Annotated in this window: 23 protein-coding genes and 1 riboswitch; of the genes, 7 read left to right on the forward strand and 16 right to left on the reverse strand. The window is 46.0% G+C overall.

The window, feature by feature from the left end; genetic code table 11:
• Window position 1: 1 nt before the first annotated feature.
• Together nrfC and nrfB are read right to left on the reverse strand one after the other, a co-directional pair.
• Window positions 2–691, reverse strand: coding sequence for a cytochrome c nitrite reductase Fe-S protein (gene nrfC / locus AB4405_RS07630; protein ID WP_102467888.1), 690 nt, complete (start codon window positions 689–691; stop codon window positions 2–4).
• A 1-nt stretch (window position 692) separates the two neighbouring features.
• The gene (nrfB, locus tag AB4405_RS07635; protein ID WP_372060290.1) at window positions 693–1289 is read right to left on the reverse strand and encodes a cytochrome c nitrite reductase pentaheme subunit; all 597 of its coding nucleotides are present in this window, start codon (window positions 1287–1289) and stop codon (window positions 693–695) included.
• A 506-nt stretch (window positions 1290–1795) separates the two neighbouring features.
• Between nrfB and nrfA the strand changes: the two genes are divergently transcribed.
• Both nrfA and AB4405_RS07645 read left to right on the forward strand, forming a co-directional pair.
• The gene (nrfA, locus tag AB4405_RS07640; RefSeq protein WP_102467890.1) at window positions 1796–3211 is read left to right on the forward strand and encodes an ammonia-forming nitrite reductase cytochrome c552 subunit; all 1416 of its coding nucleotides are present in this window, start codon (window positions 1796–1798) and stop codon (window positions 3209–3211) included.
• 253 nt (window positions 3212–3464) lie between these two features.
• The gene (locus AB4405_RS07645; RefSeq protein ID WP_372060291.1) at window positions 3465–3896 is read left to right on the forward strand and encodes a hypothetical protein; all 432 of its coding nucleotides are present in this window, start codon (window positions 3465–3467) and stop codon (window positions 3894–3896) included.
• A gap of 114 nt (window positions 3897–4010) precedes the next feature.
• Here the strand turns inward: AB4405_RS07645 and AB4405_RS07650 are convergent, their stop codons facing one another.
• Window positions 4011–4784 (reverse strand): ferredoxin--NADP reductase, encoded by a 774-nt coding sequence (locus AB4405_RS07650; RefSeq protein ID WP_372060292.1) that lies wholly within the window; start codon window positions 4782–4784, stop codon window positions 4011–4013.
• A 176-nt stretch (window positions 4785–4960) separates the two neighbouring features.
• On the opposite strand from AB4405_RS07650, the gene AB4405_RS07655 reads away from it, so the two are divergent.
• Together AB4405_RS07655 and AB4405_RS07660 are read left to right on the forward strand one after the other, a co-directional pair.
• Window positions 4961–5647, forward strand: a complete 687-nt coding sequence (locus tag AB4405_RS07655) for a hypothetical protein (protein WP_372060293.1) — start codon at window positions 4961–4963, stop codon at window positions 5645–5647.
• A complete protein-coding gene (locus tag AB4405_RS07660; RefSeq protein ID WP_372060294.1) occupies window positions 5647–6702 on the forward strand; it encodes a 3-oxoacyl-ACP synthase III family protein in 1056 nt (351 codons plus the stop codon). Before AB4405_RS07655 ends, AB4405_RS07660 begins: the two co-directional genes overlap by 1 nt.
• A 140-nt stretch (window positions 6703–6842) precedes the next feature.
• Here the strand turns inward: AB4405_RS07660 and AB4405_RS07665 are convergent, their stop codons facing one another.
• A complete protein-coding gene (locus AB4405_RS07665) occupies window positions 6843–7532 on the reverse strand; it encodes a hypothetical protein (protein WP_372060295.1) in 690 nt (229 codons plus the stop codon).
• Window positions 7533–7629: 97 nt separating this feature from the next.
• Window positions 7630–8463 carry a pyruvate, water dikinase regulatory protein gene (locus AB4405_RS07670; protein WP_372060296.1) on the reverse strand — a complete coding sequence of 278 codons (834 nt, stop codon included), beginning with the start codon at window positions 8461–8463 and terminating at the stop codon, window positions 7630–7632.
• A 157-nt stretch (window positions 8464–8620) separates the two neighbouring features.
• Here AB4405_RS07670 and ppsA point away from each other — a divergent pair, with 157 nt between their 5' ends.
• Window positions 8621–11011 (forward strand): phosphoenolpyruvate synthase, encoded by a 2391-nt coding sequence (gene ppsA / locus AB4405_RS07675; protein ID WP_372060684.1) that lies wholly within the window; start codon window positions 8621–8623, stop codon window positions 11009–11011.
• Between the two features lie 63 nt (window positions 11012–11074).
• Here the strand turns inward: ppsA and AB4405_RS07680 are convergent, their stop codons facing one another.
• The 4 genes from AB4405_RS07680 to AB4405_RS07695 all read right to left on the reverse strand — a co-directional run bounded on the left by AB4405_RS07680 (window position 11075) and on the right by AB4405_RS07695 (window position 13626).
• Window positions 11075–11431 (reverse strand): VOC family protein, encoded by a 357-nt coding sequence (locus AB4405_RS07680; protein WP_102467897.1) that lies wholly within the window; start codon window positions 11429–11431, stop codon window positions 11075–11077.
• Between the two features lie 110 nt (window positions 11432–11541).
• Entirely contained in the window at window positions 11542–12372 is an 831-nt protein-coding gene (locus AB4405_RS07685) for a DNA ligase (protein ID WP_372060685.1), read from the reverse strand.
• 293 nt (window positions 12373–12665) lie between these two features.
• Window positions 12666–13406: a chromosome partitioning protein ParA gene (locus tag AB4405_RS07690; RefSeq protein ID WP_102467899.1), complete on the reverse strand. Its 741-nt coding sequence runs from the start codon at window positions 13404–13406 to the stop codon at window positions 12666–12668.
• A 61-nt stretch (window positions 13407–13467) separates the two neighbouring features.
• Window positions 13468–13626 (reverse strand): hypothetical protein, encoded by a 159-nt coding sequence (locus AB4405_RS07695; protein ID WP_372060297.1) that lies wholly within the window; start codon window positions 13624–13626, stop codon window positions 13468–13470.
• A 386-nt stretch (window positions 13627–14012) separates the two neighbouring features.
• A riboswitch (glycine riboswitch) is annotated at window positions 14013–14112 on the forward strand.
• 117 nt (window positions 14113–14229) lie between these two features.
• On the opposite strand from AB4405_RS07695, the gene AB4405_RS07700 reads away from it, so the two are divergent.
• Window positions 14230–15603, forward strand: coding sequence for an alanine/glycine:cation symporter family protein (locus tag AB4405_RS07700; RefSeq protein WP_372060298.1), 1374 nt, complete (start codon window positions 14230–14232; stop codon window positions 15601–15603).
• A gap of 209 nt (window positions 15604–15812) precedes the next feature.
• Here AB4405_RS07700 and AB4405_RS07705 read toward each other — a convergent pair whose 3' ends face one another.
• Together AB4405_RS07705 and AB4405_RS07710 are read right to left on the reverse strand one after the other, a co-directional pair.
• Entirely contained in the window at window positions 15813–17312 is a 1500-nt protein-coding gene (locus AB4405_RS07705; RefSeq protein ID WP_372060299.1) for an NUDIX domain-containing protein, read from the reverse strand.
• Between the two features lie 13 nt (window positions 17313–17325).
• Entirely contained in the window at window positions 17326–17805 is a 480-nt protein-coding gene (locus tag AB4405_RS07710; RefSeq protein WP_372060300.1) for an N-acetyltransferase family protein, read from the reverse strand.
• A 287-nt stretch (window positions 17806–18092) separates the two neighbouring features.
• Between AB4405_RS07710 and AB4405_RS07715 the strand changes: the two genes are divergently transcribed.
• A complete protein-coding gene (locus AB4405_RS07715) occupies window positions 18093–18563 on the forward strand; it encodes a hypothetical protein (protein ID WP_372060301.1) in 471 nt (156 codons plus the stop codon).
• Between the two features lie 71 nt (window positions 18564–18634).
• Here the strand turns inward: AB4405_RS07715 and AB4405_RS07720 are convergent, their stop codons facing one another.
• From AB4405_RS07720 to prpB, 5 genes are all read right to left on the reverse strand, one after another.
• Entirely contained in the window at window positions 18635–20515 is a 1881-nt protein-coding gene (locus tag AB4405_RS07720; protein ID WP_372060302.1) for a propionyl-CoA synthetase, read from the reverse strand.
• 15 nt (window positions 20516–20530) lie between these two features.
• Window positions 20531–21733, reverse strand: a complete 1203-nt coding sequence (gene prpF, locus AB4405_RS07725) for a 2-methylaconitate cis-trans isomerase PrpF (RefSeq protein WP_372060303.1) — start codon at window positions 21731–21733, stop codon at window positions 20531–20533.
• A 9-nt stretch (window positions 21734–21742) separates the two neighbouring features.
• Entirely contained in the window at window positions 21743–24349 is a 2607-nt protein-coding gene (acnD, locus tag AB4405_RS07730) for a Fe/S-dependent 2-methylisocitrate dehydratase AcnD (protein ID WP_372060304.1), read from the reverse strand.
• Between the two features lie 65 nt (window positions 24350–24414).
• Complete coding sequence (gene prpC / locus AB4405_RS07735; protein WP_372060305.1) at window positions 24415–25575, reverse strand: 2-methylcitrate synthase; 1161 nt, start codon at window positions 25573–25575, stop codon at window positions 24415–24417.
• Window positions 25576–25686: 111 nt separating this feature from the next.
• Window positions 25687–26586, reverse strand: a complete 900-nt coding sequence (prpB, locus tag AB4405_RS07740; RefSeq protein ID WP_372060306.1) for a methylisocitrate lyase — start codon at window positions 26584–26586, stop codon at window positions 25687–25689.
• Between the last annotated feature and the right edge of the window lie 5 nt (window positions 26587–26591).

Below are 26591 nucleotides of genomic sequence, written 5' to 3' on the forward strand. Positions count from 1 at the left end.
GCTACACCTCCCCCTTATGGAACGGTACTTTGTACAGCTTAGGCTTCGTGCCTAAATGCGCTTTATCTCGATAAACCGCATTAATCGTGATGGCTTGGCTAATATTACTCTGCGGATCATTAAGGTCACCGAAAACCAACGCTTTGGTTGGGCAACTCTCGACACAAGCAGGTTGTTTCCCGGCCGCTAGGTTGGTATCTCGACAGAAATTACATTTATCTGCAGAGTGATCTTCTGGATGGAAGAAACGCACTTGATACGGACAAGCAGCAAGGCAGTACCCACAACCTACACATTTTTCTTTGTGGACATCGACAATACCGGTTTCTTCATCTTTGTAAGCGGCGCCTGTTGGGCAAACGTAGACGCAAGGTGGGTTTTCACAATGCTGACAAGAAGTTCGAGTAAAACGGTATTCAACATCTGGGTACTCACCCATAGGCTCAGAGCGATTTATCTCGAGTCGAGACACGCCCTCAGGCACATTGTTCACTTCTCGACACGCTTCCGTACACGCCGTACAACCGATGCAAGCATTTTCATCGTGTAGCATACCGTAACGTTTGACTGATTCCGTATTTTCGGCTGACGCATTCGAATTAGTGCTGGTTAATACCGATGTCGTTGCAACACCTGTGGTAAAGATAACCGCACCAGAACCGGCTAAAAAATTTCGTCTAGAACAACTCATATCATTTGCCCTCCTCTTCACGCAATTCGTTGAAGTCTTTATGGCAATCGACACACATCTTAATTGTCGTTTTGTGGTCATAAGACAAGGCTTTTGCTTTTTCCGCGTGAACAGAATGACAATTGCTGCACGTCAGGTTTTTAGCATGAACATCGTGAGTCCAATTGGCTTTACGTAATTCTGGAGGTTGGTGGCAGTCGGTACAGAGTTGGTTAGCCTTCAGTATTGCAACAGAGTTAAGCTGCGTTTTGTCGCTGCCGGCTTGGGATTGGGCTTCATGATACTGAATGACGGTTGAAGCACCATCACGATGATCAGGTCCAATGTTGCTATGACACTGGGTACAGTTTACCTCTTTACCTAGTGCCGCCATTGCGTCTTCACCATGCGACCCTGCAAGGGGTTGTTTTGAGTCTTTATGACATTGGACACATTTGTAATCCTTGTCACGAATCAACTCTACCTTATACCGCTGTTGCGCAGCGCCCTCTTGTGGGAATGCAGCGTCGTCGGCAAAGGCATTGAGTGAAAAACCATAAAAAGAAAATGCTAGAAGGGCTTGAAGCATTATCGTTATGGTCAATTTAACATTGCCCATCGTATCCTTTCCTTAAACCATTTCTACCAATCAGTTAGCTGGCAGTTAGGTCGATAATTAATACTTCTTCTCGAGCGAACTCGACAAAATGCTATCAATTCTTATTCAGGAGGAGCCACAACGCTTCACATATTGATCTTATTCCTTCATGGCTGGTTTGCCTACTACCCCTTGATGAATTAGTGAGCAAAGTCACTATATTCTGTGTGTGAATTTTCACATAAACCCCTGTTTTATAATGATAATTAATATCAACAAAACAGGCGGAGCGTAACCCTTTAGGGGTAGATTTATTTGGGTATGATCAAGATCACTGTCGTAAATTGATCTAAAACAGTAAAGGGCCGACATGTAAAAATTTATGTCGATTTGTGACGTATTATTACTTGGTCACCCGCTTATGCCTATAGAGAGCGTTATTTAGCATTAGCACAAGACATCTCCAGTTCTTATTAACGGAAAAGCCCCACAACGCATTTCAACTATTAGAATACGGAGATTACACTGTGAACAAGCATTGGATTATTAGTTCCGTTGCATCGCTGGCAATACTCGGTGCCGCTAGCGCACCCGCCTTTGCTGCAACAAAGGATGGATTGGCTGATCCTCGAAACCAAACCTATGAAGAAAACCACCCTGATCAATACAAGACCTGGAAACAGACCAGCGAAAGTGATGGGATAGAAGATGCACTTAAGCAAGACCCTAACATGGTCATTCTATGGGCCGGGTATGGCTTTGCAAAGGACTACAATAAAGCCCGTGGTCACTTCTTTGCCATCGATGATGTCACCCAAACATTGCGTACTGGTGGACCTACCGACCCGAAGTCCGGACCTATGCCTATGGCATGCTGGAGCTGTAAAAGCCCAGATGTTGCCCGTGTAATCGAAGAGCGAGGCGAAGACGGCTATTTTGAAGGTAAATGGGCTCGCCTTGGTGGTGAAATTTCCAACCCGATCGGTTGTGCCGATTGTCATGACACTCGTAGCGAAAAATTCAAAAATGGTGAACCCGAACTCGCACTGACTCGGCCTTACGTCGAACGAGCATTTGAAGCCATTGGCAAAAAATTTGAAGACCAATCTCGCCTTGACCAACAAGCGTCAGTTTGTGCCCAATGCCACGTCGAGTACTACTTCACTGGACCCAACAAAAGTGTCAAATTCCCCTGGGACCGTGGCACCAGAGTTGGTGAAATGGAGCAATACTATGACGACATCGAATTTAAAGATTGGCAGCATGCTGTCTCTAAAGCGCCGATGTTAAAAGCGCAGCACCCTGGTTTTGAAACATGGCGTGAAGGCATACATGGTAAAAACGGCGTCGTTTGTGTTGACTGCCATATGCCGAAGGTAACTAAAGAAGATGGGACGGTTTACACCGACCACAAAGTCGGCAACCCGTTTGATCGCTTTGAAGACACCTGTGCAAATTGTCATACGCAGAGCAAAGATCAACTGCAAGGCATTGTTTCATCGCGTAAAGCACAAGTACTCAACATGAAGCTCACCGCAGAGAAGCAAATTGTTGCCGCGCACTTCGAAGCGGGCGCCGCATGGGATGCCGGTGCAACTGAAGAAGAAATGAAGCCTATCTTAATGGACATTCGTCATGCTCAATGGCGCTGGGACTATGCTATTGCATCACATGGCGTCCATATGCACGCACCAGAGGTGGCTTTAGAAGTGCTTGGCACGTCAGTGGGTAAGGCTGCAGACGCTCGAGCCAAACTCATCCGCCTACTCGCGAAAAAAGGCATTACAGACCCAGTTGAAATTCCAGATATTTCAACCAAAGAAAAAGCACAGGCCGCATTGGGTATGGATATGGATAAAATGAACGCAGAGAAACAACACTTCCTAGAAACTGTCGTACCACAATGGGAAGCAGAGAAAGAAGCAAGAGAATCAAAATACTGATTATCCGTGTTTTAACGATTCAACGTCAAAAACCGGTGCGTGGGGGTAACGTTTAAAATCAATACCTCCATGTTCACCGATAGACACTTGCGTGACCTATGCGATTGTTTGCCAAAGCCCTAACCAAAAGTTAGGGCTTTTTACTGCTTTCTACTATAACCTTTTATTAATAACCCCTTAACCTATTGCTGCTATCTCTATGTTGTATCAATCTATAATGTCAGCATGCCGCAAAGTTCAATAGAAGGTCATTATGAAATTACGTTTGCTCACTTGTTTATGTTTTCTTAGCTCACCTATCCTTGCTGGTACCTACAACAGTGTATCCGTCGGTACCACAAGCGAAGGTGGTTTTGGGGTTGGGCTTTATCATGATCGTAACCTGAGCTTCGGCTTCTATTCCAACCTTGCTGGGGGCACAGGACCAAACAATGATGACTTTGCGCTAAATGTCGGCGTCGTTAAATCGTTAAGTGAAAACATTGTCGGTTATGTCGGAGCTGGCGTCGCCAATCGAAGTATTGAAAAGCTCGATGACGTCCCTTTCAAAGAGTATGAGTCAGACTTACGATTCAACGGCAATATCGGTCTTTTGTTTAAAACTAGTGTCACCGGTTTTACCGCCGACGTTGGTTACAACACAGGATTAGAATCTGCATTCTTTGGGATTGGATACACGTATTAACGTTCATTGCAAAAGTCATTTTGTGCTGCAAGTTCTTCGTGGTGGGCAACTTTCCACCCAACGAATCAAACCCTCCTTCCACCTGCCTAGCAATGTAACGCCGTACAGGGGCGACTACCAATAGTTCTCACTAGCAAACTGCCCCGGCTTTTTACGCAAGTGCTTAGAGAGCCCTAGGTCAACCAACGTCTGACTGGTATCTTTAACCATCTGAGGGTTTCCACATAGATAAACAAAGCTTCGAGCCGGATCGAGTTTTTCACCCAGCGTTTGTTGTATCACACCGCTTATCAATAACTCTGGTATACGCCCGCGCAGACTGTCGTCATGCGATTCCCTAGACACGACGGAAAGGTAACTAAAAGCATCCCCCAATCGTTCACTACACGCTGCGATTTGATCCGGGTAAACCAATTCACTCGCGGTGCGCACGGCATGTATTAGATTGACCTTATCGAACCGTTCGCCAATTGAGTCATCCTCTATCATTGATAAAAATGGACCAACAGCGGTACCCGTTGCTAGCATCCACAGTTCACGCGCTGTATCCGGGATTTCATCCAATGTCATAAAACCTGAAGCTTGCTTACCCACGTAGACCGCGTCGCCCACGCTCAGCGCATTTAGCTTTGGCGATAGCAGCCCTGAATCATCAGCGACGATCAGAAACTCTAGATGTTGATACCCATAGGCGTGTTGAGGATGGTTAACCATCGAGTAAGCACGCCTCGCCCATTCACCATTGTCGTTAATTAGACCGAGCTTTGTAAACTGACCCGCGACATAAGGCGTGATTGGTGCAGAGATCTCTAAACTAAACAATTTATCCGTCCAGTTTTTTTTTGCTAATACGCGTCCTTCTATAAGGCCATTCGGTACATCTTGCATTCGATACCTCTTTTGAAAATGACACAAACTATATCTATATTAGGTCGTTATTGGAGATTACTTAAACTACAATTTAAAAATATCTTGTGTACTTAATTGATATAGTTGTGAAAGATTCATCACGTTTTCCGGTCTATGTATAATACGAGTTATTGAAGGAACAGTGACCAAACATTATGAAGCCATGTTTTCCAGCTCTCCCCCATACTGCAGAAAGTCAAAGCCCAGTGAAGCAATGGCTCGAAACGCATTGTGCGCAGCCCATTGTCTTCAGCGATGCCCAACACGTAGCCCTTGCGCGATTACTCCCATTACTAATCTGCGGCGAGCAATCTTCCCAATGGGTTTTCCATAACGAGGTACAACGTCAACGTGAATCTAACCCAGTACTCGAGGCTGCACAGGATTTCGAATCGATTGTTGCCGATGAACAATATCATGAGGAAGCACTAGAGTGGGTTCGCAACTCTCTCAGTGAACCCGCCGATATTGTTCAAATAAAACGACGTAGCCAACGTTTTTTTGCTTCATTAGGAGTCAAGCAAAGCTTCGATATACATTTTGCGCAGATCGCCTGTCTCGATGCGTTGGTATGTCGACTCATGTTAGCGATAGAGAAAGGCAGCTTTGATACTCGCCACCCGTTTGTGCTGTTATGTCGCGCAATAAAACAAGATGAGGCCAAGCATGTCACCTTATCGAAAAGGCATGCCATTACGCTCGGTTTTGACAGTACACAATGGCGAGATTTTCAACTTAACATTTCCAAACGCTTGTACGAATTACTTGCCACAGAGCGAGCAGCTTTCAACACCATTGGTGTAAACCTCGACGACATTTTCAATGCTAAGGATGAACATTAATGACCACGACTTTCTTACCCGGCCAAGTCAAACTCCTTGCTGCAGGTCACGCGTTTCCAGACCAACAGTTAGACAACGATCAGCTGCTTACGGCATTGGAGAAACTATCTGGTCGACGTTATGCAAAAATTGCCGCTCGAATTGCACCTTTTTTAGGTATTAAACAACGTCATTTTTGTCGCAGTATTCACGACCACGTCAGCAACCCTAATCCGAGCAATTCAGACTTAGTCGTCGAAGTCATGCACCGATTAATGATTCAATCTCAAACCTCACTCAGTGATTTAGACTACCTAATAGGTCACACTACCACCCCTGACACTCAACTGCCGCCAAGCATTGCTTGGGTCACCGAGAAGCTTAAATTTCATGGACCATTCATGGAGTTAAGACAAGCTTGTACTGGGTTTGCAAGTGCACTGCAAATCGCGATACCTCGCATTACCCTGCTTGGAAAGCCAGTGGCGCTCGTTGGAAGTGAAACGGGCTCCGTATACTTTGATTATAGAGAAGAGTTCTTAGACCAATCCCAGCTGGTCAACTACATGCAAATGGGCGATGGTGCTGGCGGAGTCATACTCGGCGCTGATGACGGCTCGCAACGCGGTATTATCTCCCACTGCTATATGGGACAAATAGGCTCGGGAATGGAACCCGGTCTTTCGCTCGATGGCGGGTCGTTATCCGTGCACACACAAGAAAGTGTCGCTCGATTCCATCACAATGCCACCAATGTCCGCCAGAGTGGTGAAGCATTATTCAATGCCAGCATAGGGGCACTTCAAGCACAAGGGCATCATATTCATGACTTTGATTACATTATTCCCCATCAAGCTAGCGGTAACATTGACGTTCAATTGAGCGAAGCCTTAGGTATAGAAAAACATAAGATCATCAACGATGCCAAAATATGGGGTAACCTTGGTTCCGCTGCGATATGGGCCAGCTTTGCGAAACTGGTCAACAGCGGCAACCTTCAACCTGGTGATAGGGTCGTGGTTTTGGGCGCGGAAGCCACAAAGTACATGTACGGCGGTTTTATCTACCAACATTAACACCTGACAAGCGAGCGTCCTTGCACTCGCTTGTCACAACATCGAATTCATCATTTTTCACAGTTGAATGTTAAGTGTTAATCGTGATCTATAACGAGTTGTCGTCTAAAAAACATAAAGCTAACCCGATTGTTATTCCATTAGAGCAACGCTTTAGCCTGGTTGATTTTTTCGATTAATGCGGCGCGTTTCACCCCCTGACGATTCGAATCTAGGATGATCGTCCACTGCGTAATCGCGTCCTCATAACGCGAATTAAGGAAATGGTCCGATGCGATTAATAACAGCGCCGTATCATTTTGAGGGTCCATTTCTAGGGCTTTATTCAGCAACACCATAACCTCAGGCGTCATTGACTGCGATGCTGCATAATATTTAGCGGTCGCAATCGCGGCATACTGACCGGCGTATGGGTTATGCGACAAACGGATGGAATAATCGAAACAGGTAATCGCCGATGCAAACTCTCGCGTCTGCATATACATCTGACCCAGTGAAAACCAATTTTTACCATTGTTAGGGTCTTCCGTTAATGCTTCTTGCAGCTCAGCCATCACCATTTCACCATTTTTAAATGGTGGCAATGTCGGTGCCTCCGGCTGTTCTGTTATTAGTTGCTTCCATACAACCAATGAGACGCCACAGACCAATGATGCAAGGACAAGCGCTCGCATCAATGCTTGCCTTTGATTGAGATGCCAACTTTTCTCATCCTTTTGCTTATTGTTAGCGTCGCTCTTATTACGGTCATGCTTACTGGGCGCAAAACCCAAATAAGACACAGCAACGATCAGTAAAAAACAAATGAATACAAATAGTGGAAATAACATACACAAAGCCACAGAGTGAAGAAGGCACTCAGTATACCGCCTCAATACCTTGAGTACGTTAACAACCTATCGAGAGTGTGATGACCTATGCTGATCTTTAGAATAAACGTCTCTTCAACCCTGCTCGCTCTAACACTCGCGTTGAAATTTCCTCTACTGACAATGACGAGGTATTAATATACGGAATCGCTTCCCTACGAAACAACGCCTCAACGCTCGCCAGTTCTTGCAAACATTGCTCTGTACTCGCGTAGTCACTGCCTGCCAAACGATTTTCACGGATTTCAGTCAACCGTTCAGGGTCAATCGTTAATCCAAACAACTTATGACGATGAATTTCAAACTCAGGCAACAAACGTAGCCGTTTTATATCGTCATCAATAAAGGGGTAGTTCACCACACGCAGACCAAATTGCATCGCCATATAAAGACTTGTTGGGGTTTTACCACTTCTTGATACGCCCAATAAAATGATATCGGCTTGTTCAATGTTCTTCAGCGACACACCGTCATCATGCGCCAACGTATATTCGATGGCGGCAATACGATCAAAGTATTTATCAGAATCTTTAGCAACGCTATGTGAACGCTGTAATTTGGGTGTTGGTTCCATTTTCAGGTCACCTTGCACCTGCGCCACCATGCTTTCCAAGACATCATAACTGTGCGCACACGCCGCGAGTAATTTAGTCCGAATTTGAGGAAGAACAATAGAAAAAAACACGAGGGGTTTAACGCCGTGACGTTCATAAGATTGATTAATTTCTCTAATGAGTTCATCTACCTTATGTTCGCTTTCCACAAACGGAAACGTTTTTTCTCTAGCAGTAATGGCAAACTGCCCCAAAACCACATGTCCCAATGTCTCACAAGTAATCGCTGTTCCGTCAGAAACGTAGAATACGTCACGACTTTGGCCTAAATTCTTCATTTTATAGTTAAGTTATCAGATTATTTTAAGTAGGATGCGTTACATAATATCGATAACAAACCCTAGCATTCAATAACGTCCCCCCACAGTTTTGAAAAATAATGTTAACTATTTTCCAACTGAATACGTAATCGTTTGCTTATTACCCTACGCTGCAATGTTTCTGGAGAAAGACATGCAAAAAAATACCCTCTGGTTCGATGGCCTATCGATGGAAGATGTCGACAAAGTCGGCGGAAAAAATGCTTCATTAGGTGAAATGGTGTCAAACCTTTCTAATGCTGGTGTTTCTGTCCCAAACGGCTTTGCCACCACGTCTCACGCGTTCAATCAGTTCCTAGATTTTGAAGGTCTTGATGAGCGCATCCACGGTTTATTAGATGAACTAGATGTTGACGATGTTGACGCTCTGCGAAAGACAGGTGCAATGATTCGTCAATGGGTGCTCGATGCCCCGTTCCCTGCCGATCTTGAACAAGATATTCGTACTAATTATTCTGAATTGATTAATGACAACCCGGCTTTATCCGTGGCCGTGCGTTCTTCGGCTACGGCAGAAGATCTGCCCGACGCGTCTTTTGCAGGCCAGCAAGAAACCTTTTTGAACGTGCACGGTATTGACGCTGTACTGGAAGCGACTAAGCACGTCTATGCCTCGTTGTTTAACGACCGCGCTATCTCTTATCGTGTACACCAAGGGTTTGACCACCGTGGTATCTCACTCTCGGCAGGCATCCAGCGCATGGTTCGTTCGGACAAAGCCTCTTCTGGTGTCATGTTTACGCTAGACACCGAGACGGGCTTTGACCAAGTCGTATTTATCACGTCGGCTTGGGGATTGGGTGAGATGGTCGTACAAGGTGCCGTCAACCCTGACGAATTCTATGTCCACAAGCCACTGCTTGAAACAGGCCAAGCCCCTATCGTGAAAAAAACGTTTGGGTCTAAACTCATCAAAATGATTTACTCTTCCAATCAAGAAATTGGTAAGCAAGTCGATATCGTTGACACAACAGAGCAAGAACAAAACCAATTCTCATTAACCGATGATGAGATTAAAGAGCTCGCAAAACAAGCGATGATCATTGAAAAGCACTATCAACGTCCGATGGACATTGAATGGGCCAAAGATGGTTTTGACGGCAAGCTGTATATCGTACAAGCTCGCCCAGAAACAGTATGCTCACAAAACGAGAAAAACGTTATTGAGCGCTTCCAACTTAATAGCAAGGCTAAGGTGTTGGTAGAAGGTCGCTCAATTGGCCAACGCATCGGAAGCGGTCCTGTTCGCTTAGTAGATTCTTTAGATCAAATGTCATTGGTGCAAGAAGGCGACGTGCTTGTCACTGACATGACGGACCCAGATTGGGAGCCAGTGATGAAAAAAGCATCGGCAATCGTGACTAATCGCGGTGGCCGAACTTGTCATGCCGCGATTATTGCTCGTGAGCTTGGTATTCCTGCGATTGTGGGCTGTGGCGATGCCACATCTTCTTTATCAGACAGCTCTATTGTGACCGTCTCATGTTCAGAAGGGGAAACGGGTTACGTTTATGAAGGCGAGCTGGATTTTGAAATCCGACGCTCTGCGGTTGATGAGCTGCCAATGTTACCGACCAAGGTCATGATGAATGTGGGTAATCCAGATCGAGCGTTTGATTTTGCACAGCTTCCTAATGAAGGTGTAGGGTTGGCTCGATTAGAATTCATCATCAACAAGATGATAGGTATTCACCCCAAAGCACTGCTTAACTTTGATGCACAAACTGAAGCGCTACAAGCCGACATCACTCAACGTATACGCGGTTATCGAGACCCCATCGATTTTTATGTCAGTAAGCTCACCGAAGGCATCGCAACGATCGCGGCAGCTTTTTGGCCAAAACGTGTCATCGTGCGAATGTCTGATTTTAAATCAAATGAGTACAGCAACCTAGTTGGTGGCGCAAGTTTTGAACCGCACGAAGAAAACCCAATGTTGGGCTTCCGTGGTGCGTCTCGATATATTTCACCGGCATTTGAAGATTGTTTTGAGCTTGAAACTCAGGCAATTAAACGCGTCCGCAACGAAATGGGACTGAAAAATGTTGAGATAATGATTCCTTTCGTACGTACGCCAAGTGAGGCCGCATCTGTCATCGACCTACTGGCAAAGTTTGACCTTCGTCGTGGTGAAGAAGGCCTCAAAGTCATTATGATGTGCGAGCTTCCATCCAATGCAGTATTGGCCGATGAGTTCTTAAAGTATTTTGATGGGTTCTCAATCGGATCCAATGACATGACGCAACTTACCTTGGGGCTAGATCGTGATTCCGGTGATGTCGCTCACCTATTTGATGAGCGCAACCCAGCGGTCAAGGCCATGCTCAAGATGTCGATTGATGCGGCCACCAAAGCTGGCAAATATGTTGGTATCTGTGGTCAAGGACCATCGGATCACGATGACCTCGCGTTATGGCTCATGCAGCAAGGGATCAGCTCTGTATCATTGAATCCCGATACCGTTATTGATACATGGGTTAAATTAGGTAAAGTCGTAGATAAATAGCGCGGCTCGCTGTAATTAGACTTATTAACGCTTTAGGCGTTGGCGTTACTAGCCAACGCCTTTTTATTTCGACTCCGACCACACTGCGAATTCATTACCACTAGGTTCTAGAAAATGAAAGCGACAACCGCCGGGGAAATCAAAAACTTCACGAATAACTTTGCCGTTATGAGCGATGACTTTTTGATACGTTTCTTGGATATTACTGCTGTAAAACACTAGTAGAGCACCGCCCTGCGCGGATACTGAACTCAAATCTGCTTGGTAGAACCCACCATTTAACCCTTGGCTGGAGAACGCACTATACTCATCGCCATAGTCTTGAAACTCCCAACCAAACACTGCAGTAAAAAATGATTTGCTCGCGCTCAAATCACATGCCGCAAATTCAACATAGTCTAACTTTTCATGCTTACTCATTATGTGTCTCCTCAGTTGCCGTCTTTCGTTGACTGCGTGCCAACGCTAAGGTTCTGCTGGTCATGGATAGAGTATAGAGGTCACCTAAGAAAATACCGTCGAGCGGATCGCTATTCGGGCAACCGAATTCTCTGGTAGCGAGCAAATCTAGGAATGCCGTTTTCTGTCCAACCATTATGTTTGAACGTCACGATATCACCGAGTTTAGGTGGGTCATTTCTTTCTCTATCACTAAATCCCGTCCCAATATAAAACTGGGTCCCACCCTTCAACTCCACTAAAACCGCTCCCATCTTTCCCTTGTACTTTCCTTTCCCCGCCTTATATCCCACGACTGTCGCTTCCGAGTCTTGATTGGTCTTCATTTTTAACAAAGAAGTATTACGACCAGCAAGATATACGCTCATTCGCGATTTCAACATCAAACCCTCACCTCCAGCACGCGATACCGTTTCTAAAAGGTGCTGCAAGGATTCATGCGATTCAATGTCGGTCTGCTCTACACATTTAACATGTTTCACAGACAAGTTTTGACACAATGAAGTAAGAAACTGATAACGCTCTTCAAACGCCCCAATATGATCCGGGGAGTCAAATAACATGAAGTGTATTTGTCGCCATGCCTCGTGGTTAGGTTCGGCGTCTAAGACCGTGCGTTGTACCAATGCAAACTGCCCTCGCCCAGCCCAAAGTTCCCCTTCAACGGGGAAGTCTGGTAGAACTGCGATAAACCAATCAGGCGCATGAAGCTCTCGACCTGAGCGCGAAATTAATTGCTGACCGGTCCAGATTGCACGAATCCCGTCGAGTTTTTCGCTAACAAAATAATCTTGGACATTGATAGTGTGATGATAATTGATTGCGTTGACGACAGCAGGCGCTTTGCCATTATGTGTCGTCAGGTTGGTAGTACTTTCGGACAACGCACTGGTCGATAGCATGGCAAGAGAAAGCGCACTAGCCGGAAAGGATAATGGATAACGATAATTAGGCAGGAACAAAGCAAACATCCTATAAGACAGACTAGTTTGCCAATTTACATGCGCGATTCGGATCAAGCATTAACATGGCCAAAGAAACTCGACCCATTACGAAGGAAGTCATTATCGCGTTTATTATCAGTTACATAAACGATGTAACTGGGTCAATAGCACGACTATTTCACAGCGCAAGGCGAGGTTCATTTGTTATCAGCATGGGGCTAAAATCAAATGAACCTATACTAAAACGTGCGTTATTGGATACCAAGTTCTTGCTTAAGAGTCGCAATATGGTTGAGATCCATATTGTGTACTTTGAGCATTTGGTCGATTTGGCTTAATCTTGAATTTACTTTGTCATTACGATCGCAAGAATCAGATTTTGCGTCCCATGATGTGCCCTCTAAAAACAAATCACAGTCTTTTTTCAACGACTTACTTTCAGGTAAAAGCTTAGACTTTTCCTGTTCTAACACGGCAACTTCTGTTTTCAACTCACTTTCACGTTTGAATAACTCTTGAGATTGTTCAAACATCGAACTTTGAATATCGGTTTTTCTCACAAGTTTGGTGTTCTTTTCTTCCTGAACCACAATCGCTTGTTTCTGGTTCGCGACCTGTCCCTGCAGCGCTTTATTATCTTTTTCTAGCTTAGCAACCTTGTCATTCAGTTGCTCCAGCTCAACTTGATGCGCCTCGACTTTGGATTCGACTGCCTTACGTAGCTTTAATTGCGCGTCTGAATCGGCTTGGGCAAGTTGGTCCTTAAGCGCTACATCATGTTTTTGAGTCACCTGGAGTGAATTTTGATAGCGAGTATCAAGCTCTTTATAACGCTGCTGCCAATCGTTTTGGGTGATAGTAGCACCAATCAGCCCCCCAGCCGCTAAGCCTAGTGCAGCAGCAATACCAATGTACAAACGGGCACGTTTGTCTTTTTGTTCAATAACAACTACTTCTTCATCGTGTTGTTGATTTTCAGTTTTATTTTCCATACGGGCCCCTGTAAAGCGTGTACATACATTTTCTATTTGAGAGGAATATTTCGCGTACCGCTTAACGAATCAGTTCAGTGACCACGAGCGTGGCGACATAAACGGCAAAACCTGACAACAAGGTGACAATGACACCTTTTTGTACTTTTTCATTCGTTCGATACCTAAAAAGTATAAATGCCAACGCAATTAAAAATACAATAGCAATTAAACGAGTCATAACAGCTCCTTTAGCCACAAGGCTAAAAAGTACACAAAATAGCGTATTTCCAAAGGGTTACCTTGACTGTACGCTACTCTAACTTAATACAATTTGCGTTAAGTCAGAAACTTGTTCAAATATAACAAATGGCGGACCAGAGCACTCGATTTACCGAAATAAAATTGTAAATTTATTCATGACTTATCTATTTAACTGCGCTACGATTGCTCCCGCAGATTATCTAACATTAGATAATTGTTCCGATGAAGACAGCAGGAGAGCGGTTATTAACTGAATTATTACATTTAGTTAACTAAACCCACCGAAGAAGTAAATCTTTCAGGTGCTTTATTCTGAGAAATCAGACTTCGATTTAATCGAAGTATAAAGTGAGGACTGTTGTTGGAGGAACCTCTGGAGAGAACCGTTAAATCGGTCGCCGAAGGAGCAAGCTCGACGCATACGTTGAGTGAAACTCTCAGGCAAAAGGACAGAGGAGAGAATAACAACATTGAACAACTCACCGTTTTCATGAGTGGTAATGTACGTTGGATGCTTGCGTCTAATGGATTACTGCCGTTTCTCTCTTCTCCTTAAATTATGTTTTATTAAGGGGAAATCATGAACAATCTACAATCTACGCTTCAAACCATCGACAATTTTGTCTGGGGCCCGCCACTTTTAATTCTGCTTGTGGGCACGGGTATCTATTTCACACTGAAACTTGGCTTACTGCAATTTAGATATTTGCCAACCGCACTCCGTCTCGTCTTTTCAAAAGATAAATCCACTAATGGCGATATTTCTAGCTTTGCAGCACTTTGTACTGCTCTCTCAGCGACCATCGGCACCGGTAATATTGTTGGGGTAGCCACCGCAATTAAACTTGGCGGACCTGGTGCGCTATTTTGGATGTGGCTTGCCGCTGTGTTTGGAATGGCGACTAAATATGCGGAATGTCTGCTGGCGGTCAAATATAGAAAAGTCGATGACAAGGGCCAAATGCTGGGTGGCCCTATGTACTACCTTCGCGATGGCGTCGGCTCTCGCGTGCTCGCGACAATGTTTGCCGTTTTCGCGTTAGGCGTCGCGTGTTTCGGTATTGGTACATTTCCACAGGTGAATGCCATCCTTGATGCCAGCGAGATTTCATACGGTATTTCGCGTGAGATCTCAGCAACGGTACTGACATTGCTCGTCGCCTTTGTGACGTTAGGTGGTATCAAATCCATCGCGAAGGTCGCGGGTAAAGTGGTCCCTGCCATGGCTGTTTTCTATGTTATTGCCTGCATGAGTGTCATCATCATGAATGCTGATCAGTTGCTGGCGGCCGTGACGCTCGTAGTAACTTCTGCATTTACCGGCACCGCAGCAACAGGGGGATTTGTTGGCGCGAGCATCATGCTTGCGATTCAATCGGGCATCGCACGTGGGGTGTTTTCCAATGAGAGTGGATTAGGAAGCGCCCCTATGGCCGCCGCCGCTGCGCAAACGGATAGCTGTGTGCGTCAGGGCTTAATATCAATGACCGGTACCTTCATCGATACCATCATTATTTGTACGATGACCGGGTTAGCGTTGATTCTAACGGGTGCATGGCAAACTGATTTTGCTGGCGCAGCGATGACAACCCACGCCTTCGCGGTGGGTTTAAACAGTGACACGTTAGGCCCATTATTAGTGTCTACTGGCCTAATCTTCTTTGCATTCACCACCATCCTAGGTTGGAACTATTATGGTGAACGCTGCGTGGTTTACTTAATGGGCACCAAAGCCGTACTACCCTATAAAATCATCTTCGTCGGCTTGGTTGCCTCAGGGGCATTCTTGCATCTCGACATGATTTGGATAATTGCTGATATTGTGAATGGTTTGATGGCTATCCCTAATCTAATTGGCTTAGTTCTTCTTAGACATGTCGTCATTGAAGAGACCAAATTGTATTTTTCTCAGCAACGCGATGGTAAGCAACCGCTGCAACAAGCTTCACTGTAACCATCCCCCTAAACAGTGGTCACTTAGGAACACCGTTTAAATGCACAAGGCCACTCGTGGTGGCAAATTGTGATGTGATTGCTGATAGTTCATCCGTTAATTTCTAGGCGGGACTGACAAATAAAAAAGGGCATCGTCATGGAAGCGATGCCCTTTCAAATCATTTGAATGTCTTTATGTCACATTCTGGAATAAGTCATTTTAGGATGTTAACGACGAAGACGAAACACCAACATAACAAGCGCGGGAACGGCTACCATAATTGGCAATACTGCCGTATGTAGTAATAAAGAACCGATGCTACTGTACGAAATCAGAGCTTCAACTGAAAAGTAACCTAAAAGCAGAACAAGAGTAATGCTAAGTGAACACAATAATTCTTTCAGACACATCACCGATCGAGGCGCACAAAACTGGCTCGCAATGGCAAAAAGTAACATACCCAACGTCAAAGCAAGCCAACTTAAAAACATAGGGTACGGCCAAATCATTGATATCGTCCCCGCCACGGCTGTCATAATGAGCCAAAGGGTTACTTTGGTAAACGTATAATCTTCACTCACTGCAATACTTAAATAGTGACGAATAAAATGCCAGGACACCAACGCCCCTAATATTGCTCCAGCCAGCATATCCGATAAGAACGAGGCACCACTTATAAACTGGTAAAAAGCGAGCAATGCCATCAGTGCTATCGCCACAATAGTAAACACTCTCACAAGCCTTTGTTTTATCTGAGTTATCACAATACTTGAGATACATACCCAATTTGCCAAATACAAATCAGGAAAACTGAAACCACTACGCTCAGTAAAGTTAATCGACGGTATGTAGGCATGAGGAACAGGAAAGGCAAACCCTTGTTTTACCACTAAGATAAACAAAGAGGTCGCTGTGACAGCAAACACCAATTGCGCAGTGAAATACCGTCCCCACAACCAAATAAATAATGGCAGAAACGACACAAGCAACAACGGTTGAGTGAGAACTTGAAGAATTCTACCACCAGCAATAATAATATCTCTAAGCCAGATTGGCGCATCAATCACGGCTTCTTGTGCACTTAGCAACCACCCCAACTCGATCTGATGTAACTTAGGCGCAGCGCTAATAAGGTTATCAACATATTGCACAGGCTGATGCGACGCATTGTAAAGTACCGCTACGACTTGTGGCCATTGCTTTGGGTAACGGTAGTCTGATGGAGTAATCGCATTAGGCGCAACAAACCGAGCACTACGAACTTCGACTCCGTAATGAGGGGCAAAATATATTGGTAGCTCCACCCCAATGCCTGTGTTGTTTTCTTTGTAAGCAATAACATCAGACTCGGCATCGCAGTCGTAAAAAACGGCCGTACGAGTTCGTAACAGTTCAGAGCCGACGTTGACGACGAGCCCCGCCTCTTCCCATGTTTCACGCTGCGCGGCGAGGCGCGGGTTTTCATTGTTTTCAATCGTTCCACCAGGGAGAGAGAGCTTCCCTGTCACGATTTCACTGACCAGAAGAATACGGTCATTATTGCGGACGATACAAAGCGCCCCTCTCACACTCGACGGCAAAGGCTCGTCCGAAAGAGAAACTAAAGGCATCGAAATAGCGTCACCTTGCGTGGTCGTTGATAGAGACTCAACGTTGGCAACCGCAAAGCTGATATGTAAAAGTGTAAGCGAAAGTCCAAGGACTAGATGGCTCAAAAATTGAGTCACAAAACTACCTAAATTATATTTTTTTTCTAAGACAATGAATGTGCGAAGAAAATCCCACATTTTTATACAAATTGAGTGCAGGCTGATTAAAGTCCCATACTTCTACCATGAGTTGCTTAACGCCGAGTTCTTTCAGGCGTTGCTCTACACTGCACAACAACGCTTTGCCAAGACCGGTATTTCGATATTTAGGCTCGGTATAAAGCTCATCCACATTACCAACGAAAATAGGCTTACTAATCGGTGAGGTAAGCTCACAAAATTGTGCGCTGACAAAACCAATGATGTCATCACCAAGCTCCGCGACCAAGACTAAACAATCCGGGGAATCCAAATAACGAGCAATACTTTTCTCTTCTTGAACTTCATCTGCCGTTTTAAAGTCTTCGGGCACAGCATTATGATGATGCTCATGCAGGGCATGCATCAGTTCATTGAGCATTTCTATATCCGCTAGCTTTGCTGCGCGTATTTTATAGCTGGATGATGTCATAGCGTTATGAATGTAATACAGAGTGAAGGAAGCGACCAAAAATGTGCGCACAGTGTGAGGGTTTTGTCAGGTATGTGCAAATGAAATTCTAATCGTGATCTCACCGAGGTGTGATTTGGGGAGAATATCACATTATTAACAAATCACGACAGCGTTGACAGCTATACTAATGGTACGTGTCTTATTGATAGCAGCGTCCGTTGTTCAGTTCCCCTGTGTAACAATGCAGCCTCACTTAGCGCCCCTGCTTGACCTTAATCCGCTAGCAGTGCACGAAGGAGATGTTTATGAATCGGTTATCTTCCTCCAGAGCGCTAATTTTATCTAAAAAACAAACACTTTCTTGGTATTTTCGCATACTGTTATCGGCTGCTCTGATCTCTGGGTTATCTTTCACTAATCGGTTAAACGCTAACACAGATAGGTTAAATGCTAGCCCTAATAGCTTAAACGCTAAACCCAACGCCTCCTCTGACCAAACAGCATTCATTCCGATAAAGTGTCTGCTTAAGGGAAGTACTGATCATTTTTGGTTTTATCAAACGCAACTCGTTTATCAAAGTGACCAATTCGCTCTATTTCAAAACTTCAAAGGACGGGTTGTAACGCAGATTGATCTCACAAACGGTCAGTTTAGCCGCACCACTTACATTGGTGCCCCCTTTACAGCAAAACACCAAATACTATTTGGTCGCTGTCAGGAACCGGCTCACGTACTCAAAATATGGGCAGTGAGCGCGATCCCTTTTGATCAGTAAATAGAAATTGAATTCGTTAACTATTGCGTAAACGAGCGTTTGTATCAGTTAATGTTTAACGGCCTTGCCCGTTAATTGCTATGCAACGCATCCTCAATTTCATTTAGACTTGCGGGATCATCAATGGTTGATGGAACGACGTAAGCCTCACCATCTGCAATTTGACGAATGACACGGCGAAGGATTTTTCCTGAGCGGGTTTTCGGTAATCGTTCAACCACCAACGCATGCTTAAAACACGCTACAGCACCAATTTCCTGCCTAACTTTGCCAATCAGTTCACCTTGCAGCGCTAGGCTATCAATTTTCACCCCATCTTTGAGTACTACCAAACCAAGTGGTAACTGCCCTTTTAATTCGTCATGAACACCTACGACTGCACACTCCGCAACGGCAGGGTGCCCCCCAACTATCTCTTCCATCTCTCCAGTAGACAACCTATGACCGGCCACATTGATGACATCATCCACTCGCCCCATGATAAAGAGATAACCATCATCATCAAGATAGCCCCCATCACCTGAAACGTAATAGCCTTCAAACTGGCTCAAATAACCGGACTCAAATCGGTCATGGTTTCGCCAGATCGTGGTGAGACAACTCGGTGGCAATGGCCTTTTCAAAGACACAAAACCTTGCTTACCGGCTGGTAAAGCCTCGCCTAACTCATTTAATATCTCAACCGTAAACCCTGGACTTGGGAGTGTTGATGAACCCGCTTTCACTGGCATGGCCTCTAAACCAATCGGGTTACTGGCAATTGCCCACCCTGTCTCAGTTTGCCACCAATGATCGATCACCGGCTTTTTCGTATGCGTCGTCACCCACTCTAAGGTTGGCGGATCTAATCGTTCGCCCGCCATAAAAATACTGGTGAGATTCGTTAAATTGTATTTATCTAGCTCTAGCCCATCCGGGTCCTCTTTTTTTATCGCTCGAAAAGCGGTCGGGGCAGAGAACAGTACATCAACATGGTACTCATCACAAACGCGCCAAAATGCACCCGGATCAGGCGTGCGTACGGGTTTACCTTCGAACAAGATGGTCGTACAGCCATGTATAAGGGGGGCATAAACAATATACGAGTGGCCAACCACCCACCCGACATCTGATGCTGCCCAAAACACGCCGTCAGTGGGCATGTCATAAATTGCGCTCATCGAATATTTCATGGCTACCGCATGTCCACCGTTATCACGCACCACGCCTTTTGGTTTGCCTGTTGTACCTGACGTGTAAAGAATATAAAGCGGATCCGTTGCCAGCACAGGCACACAATCATGAGGTCGCGCTTCTTGATACGCCACATTCCAGTCAACGTCTCTTGCTTGAGTGAGTTCTGCCACACACTCAGGCCGTTGCCATATCACAACACGATCAGGTTTCCATCGACTGTCCATTATGGCTTTGTCGACTAAGGGTTTATAAGGTAGGACTTTGTTCACTTCAACACCGCAGGATGCAGTGAGAACGACTTTAGGTTCAGCGTCTTCTAATCGCACCGCTAATTCATTGGGCGCAAAGCCACCAAAAACGACAGAATGAATGGCGCCGATACGTGCACAGGCAAGCATTGCAATCGCCGCTTCAGGGATCATCGGCATATAAATGACAACGCGGTCGCCTTTTTCAACGCCCTGATCTGCCAGCATTCCCGCGGTTTTCGCAACGCGCTCTCTCATTTGAAAATAGGTAAAACGCTGCTTAGATTGAGTGACGGGGGAATCGTAAATGAGCGCCGTTTTTTCGCCACGCCCCTGTTCACAATGGTAATCAAGTGCCAACCAACACGTGTTCATAACGCCATCAGCGAACCAACGTTCAATACCGTTGTCATCATAACTGAGAGTCGTTTGGGGAGGCGTAAACCAATCGATTAACGCGGCTTGAGCTTGCCAAAAGACTTCTGGCGTTTCTTTTGCACTTTGATACGCTTTTAAATATTGAGACATTCCTTTTCTCCCTGATTATTCGTTAGCGTCAACGATGTAGGCAGGGACACGAACCCAACCTTCCATTAAAATACGGGCACTGCGGCTCATGACAGCTTTCTCCACTATCCAGTGCGCCTCTTTTACTTCAGACTTCGCACCAACGGTTAATGTGCCAGACGGGTGACCAAAAGTGACGGATTCTCTCACCTCTCCACCTGCGGCTCTGTTCACAATAGTACCGGGGACACTTGCGGCAGAAGCAATGGCAACGGCCGCCGTCCCCATCATGGCATGATGCAACTTGCCCATCGAAAGCGCTCTCACCAAGACATCAATATCGTTTGCTTTAACACGCTTCCCGCTCGATGCCAGGTAGTCTTTCGGCGTGCCAACAAACGCAATCTTTGGAGTGTGTTGCCTATGTTCAGCCGCTTGTAGGTCGTCAATTAAGCCCATTGCTAATGCACCATAGGCTCGAATGGTTTCAAATTTATTCAAGGCAGACGTATCACTATTGATGTCTGATTGTGTTTCAGTACCCAGGTATCCTAACGCTTCGGCGTCCATGAAAATGGTGGGAATACCGGCACTGATCATGGTGGTTTTAAATTGCCCAATACCCGGCACGTCTAACATGTCTGTGACATTACCCGTCGGAAACATCGAGGTGGCGTCATCACTTGGATGATGAAATTCGACCTTTATTTCCGCCGCAGGGTTCGTCACACCATCAAGTTCAAAATCGCCGTGTTCTACCACTTGTCCATTTTTAATCGGGACATAAGCAACAATCGTTTTTTGAATGTTGGCTTGCCAAATTTTTATTGCCACCCATCCATCATGAACAAGCCGCTCTTCGTCAATTAAACCCGCATGGATGGCGAATGGCCCTACGGCAGCCGACAGATTTCCGCAATTGCCACTCCAATCCACAAACGCAGTTTCAATGCCAACCTGACCAAACCAGTAATCGACATCGTGATCTTGATGGCTGCTTTTTGCGACTAACACGGTTTTGCTGGTACTCGAGGTTGCCCCACCCATACCATCAATTTGTTTGCCATAGGGGTCGGGGCTGCCAATCACTCGCATCAACACCTTATCGCGAATAGTACCGGCTTGCTGGGCCTCTTTCGGCAAATCAGCAACGTTAAAAAAAACGCCTTTGCTTGTTCCCCCGCGCATGTAGGTAGCTGGTATACGTAATGACGGTTCTTGTGATGTTATCGACTGCATATCGCCTCCTTAATTAGCTAAAAAGTCTTGCGCGAAGCGTTGTAAAACACCACCGGCATGATAAACATTGACCTCATCTTCAGTATCTAATCGGCACGTCACCGGTACATCCAAACGCTCACCGTTAGTTCGTGTGATGATCAATGCGACATCGCCGCCCGCATCAATATTGCCAGCAACATCGTATTGCTCAGAACCATTCAGGTTTAACGTCTTACGGTTAGTGCCCGATTTAAACTGCAGTGGAAGCACCCCCATCCCGACAAGATTAGTTCTATGGATACGCTCAAACCCTTCCGCCACAATCACTTCAACACCCGCCAGTCTCACCCCTTTCGCGGCCCAGTCTCGCGATGACCCTTGTCCGTAATCTGCACCGGCCACAATAATCAAAGGTTGCTTACGCGCCATGTAGGTTTCAATGGCTTCCCACATGCGCGTGACCTGCCCTTCAGGCTCAATTCGAGTCAATGATCCCTGTTTCGGCTCCCCCCCCTCTAATACCATTTCATTAAACAGCTTGGGGTTGGCAAAGGTCGCGCGTTGCGCGGTTAGATGGTCACCACGGTGTGTTGCATAGGAATTGAAGTCTTCTTCAGGAACCCCCATCGATGTGAGGTATTCTCCCGCCGCACTAGACGCTAAGATGGCGTTAGAAGGTGACAAGTGATCGGTGGTTATATTGTCACCCAATACCGCTAATGCTCGCATACCTTGTAATGTGCGCTTTCCTGCCAGTGCTCCTTGCCAATAAGGAGGACGGCGGATATACGTACTTTGTGGTCGCCATTGATAAAGCGGTTCACTTTGTACATGGCTGTCTTCTAACTTGAACATCTGAATGTAGACTTGCTTGAATTGCTCAGGTCTCACATGTTGATTCACTACGGAATCAATCTCTTCGTCAGTCGGCCAAATGTCACGCAAATAAATAGGTTGTCCCTGTTTATCGGATCCCAGCGCATCTTTCTCTATATCAACGCGCATCGTACCCGCTAACGCATAGGCGACCACTAAGGGTGGCGATGCCAGAAATGCTTGTTTCGCATGCGGGTGAATACGCCCATCAAAGTTGCGATTCCCTGATAGAACCGCTGTGGTATAAAGATCTCGCTCAATGATTTCTTGTTGGATTGTGGGATCAAGCGCGCCGCTCATGCCATTGCATGTGGTACATGCATAGCCCACAATGCCAAAACCAAGCTGCTCTAGCTCAGGCAATAACCCCGACTCTTCCAAATACAACTTAGCAACCTTGGAACCCGGCGCAAAGGATGTTTTCACCCACGGTTTTCGTGCCAACCCTAAGGCATTGGCTTTCTGTGCAATGAGCCCTGCGGCAACGACATTTCTTGGGTTACTGGTATTGGTGCAAGAGGTAATAGCGGCAATAATGACGGCACCGTCAGGCATGACGGTCTCATCCGCGTCATGGCGTCGCTCATTCGGTTGATTGGTACGAGCAAAACCATGCAGAGCAAGCTCTGACGTAGGCAAGCGTCGATGTGGATTTGACGGGCCAGCGAGGTTTCTTTCAACGCTAGACAAGTCAAATTCGAGTTCTCGCTCATAATGAACTTGAGTGAGATCATCGGCCCACAGCCCAGCTTGCTTGGCATAGTTTTCCACTAAGGCAACCTGTTCGGGTTCGCGGCCAGTTAACGTTAAATAACGGATGGTTTGTTCATCGATATAAAACATCCCTGCCGATGCACCATACTCAGGTGTCATATTGGATAGTGTAGCGCGATCACCAATCGTCAAATCTTTTGCGCCTTCGCCAAAGAATTCCAAATAACACGATACCACTCCAGCGTGGCGTAAGAATTCAGTCATTGCCAAGACAATATCGGTGGCAGTAATACCAGGTTGCCGAGTGCCCACCAGCCTCACTCCAACAATATCAGGCATACGCATCATAGAAGGACGCCCTAACATTACTGTCTCAGCCTCTAGCCCCCCTACGCCAATGGCGATAACACCAAGCGCGTCAACATGAGGGGTATGACTATCGGTACCAACACAGGTATCAGGAAATGCCACACCGTCCTTTAATTGAACAACAGGCGACATTTTCTCTAGGTTAATTTGGTGCATAATCCCATTACCAGCGGGGATAACATTAATGTTTTCAAATGCCGTCTTGCACCATTCGATAAAATGAAATCGGTCTTCATTTCGACGGTCTTCAATGGCTCTATTTTGAACGAACGCATCAGGTTCGAAACCGGCATGTTCGACCGCGAGTGAATGATCAACAATAAGTTGTGTTTCCACCACAGGATTAACCTTGGCAGGGTCTCCGCCTTGCTCGGCAATCGCATCTCGCAATCCAGCCAAATCGACTAAAGCCGTTTGGCCCAAGATATCGTGGCAGACGACTCTGGCAGGGTACCAGGGGAAATCTACATCTTGTTTGCGCTCAATAATTTGCTTAAGCGCTGTTGTCAATTGCTCTGGTGGGCAACGGCGGACTAAGTTCTCCGCAAACACACGCGCACTGTACGGGAGCGTCTGATAACTATCAGGCTGGATATCGTCAATGGCCTGTCGTACGTCAAAGTAATCGACATTAGAGTTGGGGAGCGGCTTCCTATAAGAGGTGTTTATCATCATGATTACTCATTGCTGTGCATTCCGTGTAACCGGCGCATTTATGGACTATTGGCTCGTGTTATTGACTAGGCTTGAACTGATTCGCACGCCTCATGTTTATCCCGCAGCTCAATAGGTACCCACGGCATACTTTCTGGTCCTTCATAATCAGCGCTTGGCCGAATGATGCGGTTACTCGCGCGTTGCTCAAAGACGTGAGCCGCCCAGCCGGTCAGCCTGCTCATGACAAAAATAGGCGTGAATAATTTGGTGGGAATATCCATAAAATGATACGCCGATGCATGAAAGAAGTCGGCATTACAAAACAAGCCTTTCTCGCGCTTCATTACCATTTCTACTCGTTCAGACACATCGTATAAATGTGTATCACCCACTGATTCAGACAAGGTTTTCGACCATGATTTAATGAGCGCATTTCGCGGGTCGCTTTCACGATAAATCGCGTGACCAAAGCCCATGATTTTGGCTTTATCTGTCAGCATTTTCATGATGTTATCTTCAGCTTCGGTCGCACTTTTCCAGTCTTGAATCATATCCATTGCCGCTTCATTAGCACCGCCGTGCAACGGGCCACGCAGAGTACCAATAGCTGCCGTTACACAAGAATGAATATCCGATAACGTTGACGCGCAAACTCTCGCGGCAAAGGTTGAGGCATTAAATTCATGCTCGGCGTACAAAATAAGTGAGCAGTGCATCACTTTTTTATGAAGTTCCGACGGTGCTTGCCCTGTTAGCATTTTGAGGAAATAACCACCAATGCTGTCTTCAGAGCAATCGTCGGTATTAATCCGTACCCCGTCATGGCTGAAGCGATACCAATAGCAAATAATGGCGGGAAATAGGGCCAGCATTCGCTCCGTTGCCTGTTGTTGAGTAGAAAAGTCATGCTCTTGCTCTAAGTTGCCCAGCATTGAACACCCTGTTCTCATCACATCCATAGGGTGCGCGCTCGCGGGTATCAACTCCAACGCTTGCTTGAGAGGCTCAGGAAGACCACGCAGTGAGGTCAACGTCGACTTATAAGCGTCCAATTCCTGTTGCGTTGGCAAATGGCCTTGCAGTAACAAGTAGGCGACTTCTTCAAATTGAGCATGCTGAGCCAGATCAGTAATGTCGTAGCCACGGTAGGTCAACCCCGCGCCTGACTTCCCCACGGTACATAATGACGTCACCCCTGCGCTCTGGCCTCTAAGCCCGGCTCCACCGATAGTTGAATTTGGCATGTTGAACTCCTTTTCGACTTTCCACGTTTATTGCCCTTTGCGGGTCTATGTGGAAGTGTTTCACATAATAATTGGATTAATTTTCCAAGATGTGCCGATGCGAATAAATCGTTACACCGACGGATCGTTAAATAATTGGTCTAACTTATCTTCGTATTGATGATAATTGAGGTGCTCATAAAGCTCGGCGCGGGTTTGCATATTCGGAATCAGCGCCTCCTGATTGCCCTGAGCCAGCAAATGTTGATAAACATTTTCCGCCGCTTGATTCATTGCTCTAAAGGCCGACAACGGATACAGCACCATATCTACGCCAGCATTGGCTAACTCATGACAACCAAATAAAGGCGTTTGACCAAACTCAGTGATGTTCGCCAAGATAGGAATGTCTCTGTTTGTCGCCTCTGATAGCGCGGCTTTAAACTGTGTGTATTGTTCCAACGTGGTCATGGCTTCTGGGAAGATCATATCCGCTCCTGCTTCAACACAAGCAATTGCACGCTCAATGGCGCTATCCATTCCCTCAACCGCCAAGGCATCCGTGCGAGCCATAATCACAAAGCTTTGTTGTGTTTTGGCATCCACCGCCGCTTTTATTCGGTCTTGCATCTCTTGCATGGAAACAATGGCTTTGTTTGGTCGATGACCGCAACGTTTTTGTGCTACCTGATCTTCAATATGCACGGCCGCCGCGCCTGCTTTTTCCATCGCCTTTATGGTACGGGCAATATTAAAAGCGCCACCAAACCCTGTATCAATATCAACTAAAAGTGGCAGGTCACAGGCGTTAGTAATACGCTCAACATCCACCAGCACATCATTGAGTGTCGTAATACCCAAGTCGGGTAACCCATATGATGCGTTGGCAATGCCGCCACCAGATAAATACACCGCTTGGTGTCCAACATTTTTTGCCATCATGGCGCAATACGGGTTCACCGTACCGACAATCTGCAATGGCTGGTTATTAGTGACGGCGTCACGAAATAATTGTCCTGGAGATGTAGACATGTCAT

Origin of the sequence: Vibrio sp. 10N.261.51.F12 (genome assembly GCF_041471725.1) — a bacterium.
In the GTDB taxonomy this organism is placed as follows: Bacteria; Pseudomonadota; Gammaproteobacteria; order Enterobacterales; family Vibrionaceae; genus Vibrio.